15 protein-coding genes are annotated in these 11,332 nt (G+C 46.4%); all 15 read left to right on the top strand.

Going from position 1 to position 11,332, the window contains the following annotated elements; all coding sequences use genetic code 11:
• The first annotated feature begins 56 nt into the window (after positions 1 to 56).
• A complete protein-coding gene (locus tag AB3351_RS22130; protein WP_371149291.1) occupies positions 57 to 1,145 on the top strand; it encodes a 3D domain-containing protein in 1,089 nt (362 codons plus the stop codon).
• A 67-nt stretch (positions 1,146 to 1,212) separates the two neighbouring features.
• Positions 1,213 to 1,764, top strand: coding sequence for a ribonuclease M5 (gene rnmV / locus AB3351_RS22135; RefSeq protein ID WP_371149330.1), 552 nt, complete (start codon positions 1,213 to 1,215; stop codon positions 1,762 to 1,764).
• A complete protein-coding gene (rsmA, locus tag AB3351_RS22140) occupies positions 1,761 to 2,639 on the top strand; it encodes a 16S rRNA (adenine(1518)-N(6)/adenine(1519)-N(6))-dimethyltransferase RsmA (protein WP_371149292.1) in 879 nt (292 codons plus the stop codon). The genes rnmV and rsmA overlap by 4 nt, the downstream gene beginning before the upstream one ends.
• A gap of 60 nt (positions 2,640 to 2,699) precedes the next feature.
• The gene (yabG, locus tag AB3351_RS22145) at positions 2,700 to 3,563 is read left to right on the top strand and encodes a sporulation peptidase YabG (RefSeq protein ID WP_371149331.1); all 864 of its coding nucleotides are present in this window, start codon (positions 2,700 to 2,702) and stop codon (positions 3,561 to 3,563) included.
• A gap of 244 nt (positions 3,564 to 3,807) precedes the next feature.
• On the top strand, positions 3,808 to 4,083 hold the full coding sequence (gene veg / locus AB3351_RS22150) for a biofilm formation stimulator Veg (protein WP_371149293.1): 276 nt from the start codon (positions 3,808 to 3,810) through the stop codon (positions 4,081 to 4,083).
• 78 nt (positions 4,084 to 4,161) lie between these two features.
• Positions 4,162 to 4,347: a small, acid-soluble spore protein, alpha/beta type gene (locus AB3351_RS22155; RefSeq protein WP_371149294.1), complete on the top strand. Its 186-nt coding sequence runs from the start codon at positions 4,162 to 4,164 to the stop codon at positions 4,345 to 4,347.
• Positions 4,348 to 4,483: 136 nt separating this feature from the next.
• Entirely contained in the window at positions 4,484 to 5,359 is an 876-nt protein-coding gene (gene ispE, locus AB3351_RS22160) for a 4-(cytidine 5'-diphospho)-2-C-methyl-D-erythritol kinase (RefSeq protein ID WP_458306044.1), read from the top strand.
• 72 nt (positions 5,360 to 5,431) lie between these two features.
• Positions 5,432 to 6,253, top strand: coding sequence for a pur operon repressor (gene purR / locus AB3351_RS22165; RefSeq protein WP_371149295.1), 822 nt, complete (start codon positions 5,432 to 5,434; stop codon positions 6,251 to 6,253).
• A gap of 20 nt (positions 6,254 to 6,273) precedes the next feature.
• Positions 6,274 to 6,648, top strand: coding sequence for a RidA family protein (locus tag AB3351_RS22170; RefSeq protein WP_371149296.1), 375 nt, complete (start codon positions 6,274 to 6,276; stop codon positions 6,646 to 6,648).
• A gap of 142 nt (positions 6,649 to 6,790) precedes the next feature.
• Positions 6,791 to 7,084, top strand: a complete 294-nt coding sequence (gene spoVG / locus AB3351_RS22175) for a septation regulator SpoVG (RefSeq protein WP_206248884.1) — start codon at positions 6,791 to 6,793, stop codon at positions 7,082 to 7,084.
• Between the two features lie 160 nt (positions 7,085 to 7,244).
• The gene (gene glmU / locus AB3351_RS22180) at positions 7,245 to 8,609 is read left to right on the top strand and encodes a bifunctional UDP-N-acetylglucosamine diphosphorylase/glucosamine-1-phosphate N-acetyltransferase GlmU (protein WP_371149297.1); all 1,365 of its coding nucleotides are present in this window, start codon (positions 7,245 to 7,247) and stop codon (positions 8,607 to 8,609) included.
• Between the two features lie 36 nt (positions 8,610 to 8,645).
• Complete coding sequence (locus AB3351_RS22185; protein WP_371149298.1) at positions 8,646 to 9,596, top strand: ribose-phosphate diphosphokinase; 951 nt, start codon at positions 8,646 to 8,648, stop codon at positions 9,594 to 9,596.
• Positions 9,597 to 9,686: 90 nt separating this feature from the next.
• The gene (locus AB3351_RS22190; protein WP_371149299.1) at positions 9,687 to 10,346 is read left to right on the top strand and encodes a 50S ribosomal protein L25/general stress protein Ctc; all 660 of its coding nucleotides are present in this window, start codon (positions 9,687 to 9,689) and stop codon (positions 10,344 to 10,346) included.
• A 93-nt stretch (positions 10,347 to 10,439) separates the two neighbouring features.
• Entirely contained in the window at positions 10,440 to 11,000 is a 561-nt protein-coding gene (gene pth, locus AB3351_RS22195) for an aminoacyl-tRNA hydrolase (protein WP_371149300.1), read from the top strand.
• Between the two features lie 70 nt (positions 11,001 to 11,070).
• Complete coding sequence (locus tag AB3351_RS22200; protein WP_371149301.1) at positions 11,071 to 11,292, top strand: anti-sigma-F factor Fin; 222 nt, start codon at positions 11,071 to 11,073, stop codon at positions 11,290 to 11,292.
• Positions 11,293 to 11,332 lie beyond the last annotated feature (40 nt).

An 11,332-nucleotide genomic window follows, 5' to 3' on the forward strand; every position in this document is an offset into this window, starting at 1 on the left:
AGTTTGAAAGGAATCGTCTACAATGACTCTCAACCGTTGAAGGAGGCAGATAGACTTTGAAACAAAATCATATTCAGTCGGTTTTTTTGAAGGATCGTACATGGATTCTTCTGACCGCTGTTGCGATGATTGTTCTGCTAAGTCTTGCGCTTTTGTTTAATTCATTGCAAACAAAAAAATTCACTTTCATAAATGACGGCAGAGCAATGGCCGTAACTACAAAAGCGGAAACGCTGGGCGAATTTCTGACAGAGAAGGGAATCACGCCAGAGGACTTCGATGATATGAATTTCGGAGTGGAGACAGCGTTGGCAGATGGTATGCAAGTTACATACATGCCGGGGAGAAAAATAACAATCAATGTCGCAGGTCAGAAGAAAGAAGTTATGACAGCGAAGCGTCAAGTAAAAGACATTCTTAAAGAGCAAAGCATTGGGATTGGCTCGATGGATAAGGTTGTACCAGCGCTTAATGAGACCATAAAGGAAAATCAAACGGTAACGGTCACACGAATCGCTAAGAAAGTAGTGCAAAATGAGAAAACGGTAGCCTTCAATACAAAAGAGCAGGAAGACCGTACAATGCTGCAAGGACAGCAGAAGGTGATCCAGCAGGGACAGCAGGGAAAAGTCCTAGAACGGTATGAGGTTGTCTATATCAATGGCAAGCCTGCCTCAAAGAAGCTCGTCGAAACCAAAAAGCTGCAGAATGAAACAGATAAGATTGTAGCGGTGGGAACGGCGCGAATGACAGCTGTATCGCGAAGCGCAGATATGACGGACCGGGCGTCTAGGCTCTCGTCATCGAGTAAAAACTTCACGCCGCGCCAAACGCTCCGTGTGAAAATGACTGCGTACTCGCCTCACGTAGCATCTACCGGCAAAAATCCGGGTGATGCGGAATATGCGATCACAGCTTCAGGAGCAACTGCGACAGAAGGAAGAACCATTGCAGTAGACCCGCGTGTCGTACCACTCGGCTGGTGGGTTTATATTGAAGGGTACGGTTTTCGTAAGGCCGAAGATACGGGCGGCGCCATCAAAGGAAACAAAATGGATCTGTTCTTTGAATCAGAGACGGAAGCACAAAACTTTGGTGTGCAGCAAAAAACCGTGCATGTTATCGGCCCCAATAAACCAAATTAATGGTATGATACACACAGGGAAAATTTGTTTTTCCCTGTCTTTTTTGTGAAATGAGGAAACAAACGTGATGATTAAAGAGATTATCGTGGTAGAGGGTAAATCCGATACCGTAGCGATCCAACGTGCGGTACGTGCCGATACGATTGAGACAGGCGGTTCTGCGATTCCTAAGTGGGTCATTGACCGTATTCGACGAGCGCAACAAAAGCGCGGCGTGATCATATTTACAGACCCTGATTATCAAGGTGAACGCATTCGCAAGATTATTAGTCAGGCTGTGCCGGGCTGTAAGCATGCATTCATCAAGAAAGCTGAGGGTCAGGGGAAGCGCAATCTGGGTGTTGAATATGCAACGCCTGATGTGATTTGTAAAGCGCTCGCTGATGTCCGTACAGAAGCTGAAGCGCCTGCAGAACTGATTACGATGTCGGATATGATTGATGCAGGTCTGGTTGGCGGTGCACAGGCCAAAGGACGCCGCACGATGCTGGGTGAGAAGCTGGGCATTGGGTATGCTAATGCGCAGCAATTGCATAAGCGGCTGTTGATGCTGCAGATTACGCGTGAAGAATTCGCCGAGGCGCTTGCCTGGGTTCTTTCGCAGGAGGAATCAAGATGACAATGCGCGATATTGCGACACCGACAAGAACAAGGGAAATTCTGAAAAAGTATGGATTTTCTTTTAAGAAAAGTCTCGGACAAAATTTTTTAATCGATCTTAATATTCTTGGCAAAATCGTTGAGGCAGCCGAGTTAAGCAAAGAAAAAGGAGCCATCGAAATCGGACCGGGTATTGGCGCCTTAACGGAACAGTTGTCCCGGAGGGCAGGCAAAGTGGTAGCCATTGAGATTGACCAGCGCCTGTTGCCGATTCTTGCGGACACGCTCTCGCCGTATCCGCATACGGAAGTTGTTCATGGCGACGTGCTGGAGATGGATTTGACTTCGTTGATTCGTGACAAATTCTCCGCATACAAAGACGTTAGTGTCGTAGCCAACCTCCCGTATTATGTGACCAGTGCCATTTTGATGAAGCTCTTAGAGGAGCGCCTGCCGCTTGAAAATATTGTCGTCATGATCCAGAAGGAAGTGGCGGAACGTATTGCAGCAGGGCCTGGAGGGAAGGAATACGGCGCATTAAGTGTCTTGGCACAGTTTTATGCGGAAGCGGAGGTCGTCACGATTGTGCCGCACAGTGTATTTATTCCACAGCCGAACGTCGATTCTGCCGTTCTGCGGTTGCGCATTCGCAATACTCCTGCTGTGGATGTGGACAATGAAGCTATGTTTTATCGGGTTGTTAAAGCCAGCTTTGCCCAACGACGCAAAACATTATCTAACAACCTTATGAATAACCTGTTCAGCAAGGAGCGCAAGGAAGAGATGCTGCGTATTCTTGAGGAAGCAGGTATTGATCCGACGAGACGCGGAGAGACGCTCTCACTTGAAGAATTTGCTCGGTTAAGCAATCTTATTTATCGTACTTCCATATAGGCAGAACCCCTTCTTTTAGGCACGCATACGATGTCAGGGAGAGGGGGCTTTTTTGTGTTTATGAATCCAAAATTCGTGGTCGGTGACATTGTTACCCGGAAGTCGCACGGATATGATATGTTGTTTCAGATTATCGATATTAATAAAGAAGATAAAATTGCCATATTGATTGGCCTTGATTACCGGCTGCTAGCGGATGCACCGCTTGCGGACCTCGTTAAAGTAAATGAAGATGAGATGCGGAAGCTGCGGGAGGCTTGTGAGCAGAAGCATCTTGAGGCTATGAAGCTTATTGAACAAGAACGGCGTTCGGCTCGCGAGAGGAATGCATGGCGCCAGGTTAATCATACAAAGGATATGGGCGGATCATTTGATTGGCCCGGTAAAGTTCTTCATTTGGACGGAGACCGCAATTATTTAAAGAAGTGTCTGGCTGTCTACAAAGAACTTAAAGTGCCTGCATTCGGATATCATTTCCCGGAAACGGAATTTCCTGAGCAACTGCTACCCCTATTAGAGAAGCATAATCCAGACATTCTTGTATTGACGGGGCATGATGCGCTGCAGAGCAAGCGCGGCCCAGCGGATGACATAAACAGCTATCGGCACTCTAAGTATTTCGTTCGGGCGGTGGAGAGGGCGCGGACGTTTCAACAAAGTAAAGACAGCCTTGTCATTTTCGCCGGGGCATGTCAATCCCATTTTGAAGCGATACTGGGAGCGGGAGCGAATTTTGCCAGTTCGCCAAAGCGCATTAACATTCATACCTTAGATCCTGTCTACATAGCTGAGAAGGTAGCATATACTTCCATTCAACAATCAGTGAATGTATTCGAGATGGTAAAAAACACGATTACTGGAATCGAAGGTGTAGGGGGGCTGGAGACGAAAGGCTGCTTTCGTTTCGGTATTCCAAAGCCGTGACGTTGATGTGTTATGAATAACCGGGCAATCGCCAGTCTTCCCCATTTTTTATGAAAAAAGACTGGCTTGCCATATAAATGGCTAGAGAACTCCTGACTTTTTTCTTAATTTTTGATTTTTCAGACTTATATACCTTTTCCCGGAAAAAAATGTTGACGTGATTCATTAATTATTGCTATAATAATTGATTTATTTGACATACTATAAAAGTGGTGGTATACTTACATATAGTGAGGTGGTCTGAATGGCGAGAAATACGTTACACGATATAAAACGTAATCTGGATGGGCATATCGGCGAGCGAATTTTACTTCGAGCGAACGGTGGCCGTCGCAAGACCGTAGAAAGGACGGGAGTTCTAGAAGAAACGTACCCGTCTGTATTTATTGTGAAGCTCGATGAGGACAAGCATTCCTTCGAGCGCGTTTCGTACAGCTATGCAGATGTGCTTACAGAGACAGTAGAACTTACAATTTGCCGCGAAGATGAACATATTCGCATCGCCCTTGAGCAACAGTAGGATACTTTATCCTGCTGTTTTTATTTTGCCTCTTTTACACATACTATGCGTACGGGAAGAATAAAGGGGGCTGTATATATGGCACGCAGAAGAAGTATTATGTCAGAGCAGCTTAAGTATGAGTTAGCGAAGGACCTTGGGTTTTATGAGACCGTGCAGCGTGAGGGCTGGGGCGGTATTACTACCCGCGATGCAGGAAACATGGTGAAGCGGGCCATTCAGCTGGCTGAAGAGGCGCTTGCAAATCAGAATCCCACCAAGTAATGTTTTCCCGGTAAGGGCCAGGCAGATTGCCTGGCCTTTTGTTGTGTTCTGCTTTGCCTCTGGGGCTGCTCCTTCATTTTCTATAAAATTAATGCTAAAATAAGCAAAGCATAAAATGGAAGGGAAGAAGGAATTGGTGAACGAAGCTTGCCTTATGATCAAGGCTCCGGCAAAAATCAACTTAACGTTAGACGTATTGGCCAAAAGACCGGATGGATATCATGAGATTGAGATGGTTATGACAACCATTGATTTGGCCGATCGGTTAACCATCCATTCGTTAGAAGAAGACAAGATTACGCTTGACTGTACGGTAAGCTATCTTCCGCTTGATGAAAGAAACCATGTATATCAGGCGGCTCGCCTTATCAAGGAACGCTTCGGTATTCAGCGCGGCGTACATATTCATATTGATAAGCAGATACCGATTGCGGCAGGACTTGCTGGGGGAAGCAGTGATGCAGCGGCCACAATTAAAGGATTGAATACGCTGTGGCAGCTAGGAATGACTGTAGAGGAGATGGCGGCGCTTGGATCGCAAGTCGGTTCTGATGTTTCATTCTGTGTGTATGGAGGAACAGCACTGGCACGCGGACGGGGAGAGAGAATCGAGAGACTTCCTACGCCTCCTCCTTGCTGGGTCATCTTAGCAAAGCCGCCTATCGGGGTGTCGACAGGTGATGTGTATGGCGCATTGCGTGTGGATGAACTAGAGGACGGACGGAAATCAGCCCAGATGATCGAAGCGATTCGCCGTGGTGATTTTTCTGGGGTCTGCAATGCCTTGGGCAATCATCTTGAATCGGTGACGCTTGCAGCGCATCCCCAAGTTCGTCAGATTAAGGAGCGCATGCTTCGCTTTGGGGCGGACGGTGTGCTTATGTCCGGCAGCGGGCCTACCGTATTTGCCCTAACGGATCGGGAATCACGAATGAATCGGGTGTATAATGGACTGCGCGGTTTCTGCAAGGAAGTATATGCCGTTCGTATTCTTGGGGAAAATAATCGGTAATACTTGCGTAAATCCGTACATAAGTGGTATATTCACTTCATAATATTCGGTTTTTAATACGGAGGAACGCACATGAAAAAGTTACGGAGAAGTGCGCGACTTGTAGATATGACACAGCATCTGCTTGCGCGCCCGCATAAGCTCATTCCGCTTACATTTTTTGCGGAACAATATGGAGCAGCTAAATCATCCATCAGTGAGGATTTATCTATCATTAAAGAGTTGTTTGAATCAGAAGGTGTTGGTCTGCTGAGAACGGTAGCAGGTGCGGCAGGAGGCGTAAAATATATTCCTTTAATGCACGCAGAAGAAGCGCGGGCGAACGTAGAACGCCTATGTCATACGTTAGGGAGCTCGGATCGTCTGCTGCCGGGTGGCTATCTTTATATGGCCGATTTGCTTGGTGACCCAGAATCGCTCTCAGAGATCGGAAAAGTATTCGCTACTGTATTTGCCGAATCGGAAGCAGACTATGTTATGACGGTAGAGACCAAAGGCATTCCGTTAGCGTATGCTACCGCATACTATTTGAATGTTCCCGTTATCATCGTTCGCCGTTATAGCAAAGTAACGGACGGCTCGGTCGTAAGCATTAACTATGTATCTGGTTCAAGCAAGCGAATCCAGACGATGTCACTGGCTCGTCGCAGCCTGCCGGAGAATTCTAAAGTGCTTATTATTGATGATTTTATGAAGGCGGGCGGCACAGCGCGCGGCATGATGGACCTGCTTGAAGAATTCAAGGCAGAAGTCGTCGGCGTGGGTGTGTTTATGGAGACGGCCAACGTAGAAGAGCGTCTCGTTGAAGAATACGTATCCCTGCTTCGCGTAACGGAAGTGGATGTACGGGATAAAGAAGTACGTATTGAACTGGGTAATTATTTTAAAAAATAATAAAAATCGGGGAGGTATCTATGTTGGAACAGATCGCTACTACACAAGCACCGGCCGCTATTGGACCATACTCGCAAGCAATTAAAGTGGGCAATCTCCTCTATACTTCCGGACAGATTCCGCTTACAGCGGAAGGCGAGCTTGTAACAGGAGATATTGTGGCGCAGACGCACCAGGTATTTGCTAACCTGAAGGCAGTGCTGGCGGCTGCGGGCTGCGGGCTGAACAATGTAGTGAAGGTAACAGTTTTCGTAAAAGATATAAACGACTTCGGTACAATCAACGACATCTATGCGGAGTATTTTGGTGATCATCGTCCGGCACGTTCTCTTGTAGAAGTGGCGCGCCTTCCAAAAGACGTATCTTTAGAAATTGAATTGGTTGCTGCTCTGTAAAGTTATTAATATGTCAATAGGGTAAAGTACCAAAATTAAGAAAAAGCTAAAAATTTTTTCAAATAGAAGAAGGATTTTTTTCCACCTTTGTTGAATTACAGTTATCAAGCTTCAGATAATTGGAAAAAGGTGGTGACCAGACATGGAAGTAACAGACGTAAGACTCCGCCGTGTAAACACTGATGGTCGTATGAAAGCGATTTGCTCGATTACGATTGACAATGAATTCGTGGTGCACGACATCCGTGTCATCGACGGAAACAATGGCATGTTTGTAGCAATGCCGAGCAAGCGTACTCCGGAAGGGGAATTCCGCGATATTGCGCATCCGATCTCTTCGTCTACCCGCGAAAAGATTCAGGCCGCCGTATTGGCTGAATATGAACGAGTAGGAGAAACAGAAATTACAGAAGAATTGGTAGAAGAGGGAGCTTAATTTCAGTTGCAGTAAGTCAAAGGGGCCTAGTAAGCATAGGCCTCTTTTCTTTTTGCAAAAAAAGGATGGGTCATTTTTTCATCTCTTTTCTTACTTATCTTGAAATAGAAAGGTAATTAAGATATAGTCATTGTGGAACTTATCGAAATGGGAGGTTACCATGTCAGATAAATTTGCGGTTGTATTGGCTGCTGGCCAAGGAACACGAATGAAATCGAAGCTATATAAAGTACTGCATCCCGTTTGCGGTAAACCGATGGTTCAGCATGTTGTAGATAGCCTGAACGAATTGCGTGCAGATCGGATCGTTGTCGTTGTCGGCCATGGAGCAGACAAGGTAAGAGAACAACTCGGCAGCGAAATTGAATATGCGATGCAGGAAGAACAGCTAGGAACAGCCCATGCTGTTATGCAAGTGGCTCCGCTGTTAAAAGAGAAAAAAGGAACGACGCTTGTTCTATCCGGTGATGAGCCTCTCATTAGTGCCGAAACGTTAGAAGCACTGGTGGCCCATCATGAGAAAAATCAAGCTGCAGGCACGATTCTTACCCGGATTATGGAGAATCCAACCGGATACGGCCGCATCATTCGCGGTGTGGACGGTGGAGTTGAGCGCATCGTAGAGCAGAAGGATGCGAATGAAGAAGAGCAGCAGGTACAAGAAATCAATACCGGTACATATTGTTTCGATAATGAAAAGCTCTTTGCTGCGCTTGAAAAGGTCGGAAATAACAATGCGCAGGGCGAATATTATCTTACCGACATCATTGAAATTCTCAAAGGTGAAGGGGAGAGAATCGAAGCATCCATTACCGAAGAGGTTACAATTGGTGTCAATGACCGGGTAGCGCTTGCCAAGGCAGAAGTGATGATGAGAGAACGCATTCTTACACAGCATATGAAAGAAGGCGTAACCATTATCGATCCATCGAACACGTACATTGAAACCAATGTGACAATCGGGCGTGATTCTGTTATTTATCCGGGTTCGTTGATCGGTGCAGGCACGGTCATTGGAGAAGACTGTATCATTGGTCCGAATACACAGATCACAAACTGCCAAATTGGAGACCGTGTAGAGATCAAGCAATCGGTAGTAACGGATAGTCGGATTGATAGTGACGCTACGGTCGGGCCATTTGCTTACATTCGTCCGAATTCTCATGTGGGCGAAGGGGCAAAAGTAGGTGATTTCGTAGAACTTAAGAATACGTCGCTTGGTAAAGGCAGCAAGGTATCCCACCTTACATATCTTGGTGATGCCGAAGTAGGCGCTGACGTAAACGTTGGCTGCGGTACAGTAACGGTAAATTACGATGGTGTGAATAAGCACAAGACAATCATTAAGGATCATTCTTTCGTAGGTTGTAACGCGAATCTTGTAGCACCTGTAACCGTTGGAGAAGGCGCGTACGTAGCGGCGGGCTCTACAATAACGGATAATGTGCCGGATGGCGCGCTGGCCATTGCGCGTGAGCGTCAGACGAATAAGGAAGATTACGCGAAAAAAATTATAAAGAAGTAAACAAGATATGAAAGGTATGGAGGTTTAACAGCAGTCATGGCGAATTATCGCGACCCGAAATTAAAAGTTTTTACTTGTAATGCAAATCCGGCTTTGGCAAAAGAAATCGTAGATCATATCGGACTTCCAATGGGCAATGCACAGGTTGTTCATTTCAGTGATGGAGAAGTTCAGATCAAATTGAACGAAAGCGTGCGCGGTGCGGATGTATTCATTATTCAATCCACCAGCGCCCCTGTTAACGAGCACTTAATGGAGTTATTGGTTATGGTGGATGCGCTTAAGCGCGCCTCTGCTAAGAGCATCAATGTGGTTATTCCGTATTATGGATATGCTCGTCAAGACCGCAAGGCGCGGGCGCGGGATCCGATTACCGCAAAGCTAGTTGCAAATCTGATTGAAACAGCCGGAGCACACCGTGTGATTACTATGGACCTCCATGCTACGCAAATTCAAGGGTTTTTTGATATTCCAGTGGATCATCTGCTGGGTGTGCCGATTCTTGGTAAGCATTTTGCTGACAAAAATCTCGAAGATGTCGTTGTTGTATCGCCAGACCATGGTGGCGTAACGCGCGCAAGAAAATTGGCCGAGCGTCTAGAAGCGCCGATTGCAATTATCGATAAGCGTCGTCCGGAGCCTAATGTAGCCGAAGTCATGAACATTGTTGGCAATATTGAAGGCCGTACTGCGATTATTATTGATGATATTATCGACACGGCTGGTACTATTACGCTTGCGGCGAATGCGCTGATGGAAGCGGGAGCGAAAGCGGTATATGCTTGCTGCACGCATCCGGTTCTGTCTGGACCTGCGATTGAGCGCATCGAGAATTCCAGCATTAAAGAACTGATTGTTACGAATACGATTCCGCTCGGGCCTGAGAAGCAGAGCGAAAAAATTCAGGCGCTGTCTGTAGCGCCAATCATCGGGGAAGCGATTATTCGCGTACACGAAGAACTGTCTGTTAGCAAGCTGTTTGACTAATTTCGCTTTGTTTATGATTGACTCTTCGCTGGATTGGGTAAAGTAAGTAATGATATTGCTACGAACCTTACAGTAGGAGGGGAATATAATATGGCAATGGAATTACAAGCAGAAAAACGACAGGTAGGACCTCGTTCCGCATTGAATCAGCTGCGAAATCAAGGAAAGATTCCCGCTGTTATATACGGCAACGATATGGAAAGCCAATCGCTCGCCATTGAGGAGGGACCCTTTCTTCAGCTGGTAAACCAGCAGGGTTTGAATCATGTAATTAAGCTAAAAGTGGATGGAAAGCCTGTAAACGTCATGATCAGGGATTTACAGAGTGATCCGCTTAAAAATAAGGTTTTGCATCTGGACTTTGGTACGGTAAATATGAACGAAAAGACGGATACAAGTGTATTTATCGTGCTTGAAGGCGAGTCGGAAGGTGTGAAGGACGGAGGCGTGCTTCAGCAAACGATGCGTGAGCTGAGCATTAGCTGTCTGCCAGGCGACATTCCGGATAGCATACCTTATAATATTGAGAAATTAACTGTCGGTGATACGGTAACGGTCGCTGATCTTACCGTGCCGAAAGGTATTGACGTGCTTGATAATCCTGAATCGGTCGTCCTTACAATTGTGCCGCCGCAGGCTGAGCCAACTGAAGAAGAGCCAAACGCAGAGGAAGCTGAGGCGGAAGCGGTTGCTGAGGATGAGGCGGATACGGAGGATAGCTCCGGAGATGCTGTGCCTGATAAAGAGTAGCACATACTGCAAGATGATTGTTTTTTAAAAGCGTAACCGTTGGGTTGCGCTTTTTCAGCGTATTTTTCAACATATAGAATAGGGGAGAATAGAATGAAAGTAATTGTAGGACTGGGCAATCCGGGTAAGCAATATGAGATGACCCGGCATAATGTCGGGTTCTGGGCGGTTGATCGCCTTGCCGAAGAGTGGAATATCCCGCTCTCCCAAGGCAAATTCAAAGGATTGATCGGAGAAGGAAGAGTCGGCACAGAAAAAGTCATCCTTGTGAAGCCGATGACCTACATGAATTTGTCCGGCGAGTGTGTGGCGCCGCTGCTGAACTTTTATAAGCTCGATCCAGAAGAGGATGTGCTTGTTATTTATGATGACCTTGATCTGCCTTGCGGTAAAGTGCGTCTGCGTACCAAAGGCAGTTCTGGAGGGCATAATGGAATGAAGTCACTCATTGCCCATCTCGGCACAGAAGAATTCAAACGAATCAAAATTGGCATCGGGCGCCCTGCGCCAGGTTATAAAGTAGTGGACCATGTGCTGACTACGTTTCCGCCGGAAGAATTGGCGGATGTGCAGGATGCGGTGAAACACGCTGCTGAAGCAGCTAAAGCATGGACAGAAATTTCTTTTTTGCGCGTCATGAATCAATTTAATTAGGATTCGTATGGCACACCTCCCTTCTGGAAAGAATACATATGAGAATAATACATTTCCGGGAGGTGTACATATGGCCATACGATATATTTGCCCGCACTGCCGCACACAGCACGGAGCAATTGACCATCCCGATGCAACGGAACAAAGGTTGGGACTTCATTTCTTGACCCGTGAGGAGAGGGAACATATAATTAGCTATGAAGCAAATGGGGATATGGTGGCACATGTCACATGTGAATATTGCAGTGAAGCTATAAACCGTCACCCTGAACTTACGCATCCTTTACAATAAAGTCGCATAGAGAGCCTTGGCTTTTTTGCTAAGGCTTATT

Source organism: Aneurinibacillus sp. REN35, from assembly GCF_041379945.2.
Lineage (GTDB): Bacteria > Bacillota > Bacilli > Aneurinibacillales > Aneurinibacillaceae > Aneurinibacillus.

Coding starts and splice junctions, on each gene's coding strand:
- AB3351_RS22200 (WP_371149301.1), top strand. CDS start 11,071: ATGGCCATACGATATATTTGCCCGCACTGCCGCACACAGCACGGAGCA.
- spoVG (WP_206248884.1), top strand. CDS start 6,791: ATGGAAGTAACAGACGTAAGACTCCGCCGTGTAAACACTGATGGTCGT.
- glmU (WP_371149297.1), top strand. CDS start 7,245: ATGTCAGATAAATTTGCGGTTGTATTGGCTGCTGGCCAAGGAACACGA.
- yabG (WP_371149331.1), top strand. CDS start 2,700: ATGAATCCAAAATTCGTGGTCGGTGACATTGTTACCCGGAAGTCGCAC.
- rnmV (WP_371149330.1), top strand. CDS start 1,213: ATGATTAAAGAGATTATCGTGGTAGAGGGTAAATCCGATACCGTAGCG.
- veg (WP_371149293.1), top strand. CDS start 3,808: ATGGCGAGAAATACGTTACACGATATAAAACGTAATCTGGATGGGCAT.
- AB3351_RS22185 (WP_371149298.1), top strand. CDS start 8,646: ATGGCGAATTATCGCGACCCGAAATTAAAAGTTTTTACTTGTAATGCA.
- AB3351_RS22155 (WP_371149294.1), top strand. CDS start 4,162: ATGGCACGCAGAAGAAGTATTATGTCAGAGCAGCTTAAGTATGAGTTA.
- AB3351_RS22170 (WP_371149296.1), top strand. CDS start 6,274: ATGTTGGAACAGATCGCTACTACACAAGCACCGGCCGCTATTGGACCA.
- pth (WP_371149300.1), top strand. CDS start 10,440: ATGAAAGTAATTGTAGGACTGGGCAATCCGGGTAAGCAATATGAGATG.
- AB3351_RS22190 (WP_371149299.1), top strand. CDS start 9,687: ATGGCAATGGAATTACAAGCAGAAAAACGACAGGTAGGACCTCGTTCC.
- rsmA (WP_371149292.1), top strand. CDS start 1,761: ATGACAATGCGCGATATTGCGACACCGACAAGAACAAGGGAAATTCTG.
- purR (WP_371149295.1), top strand. CDS start 5,432: ATGAAAAAGTTACGGAGAAGTGCGCGACTTGTAGATATGACACAGCAT.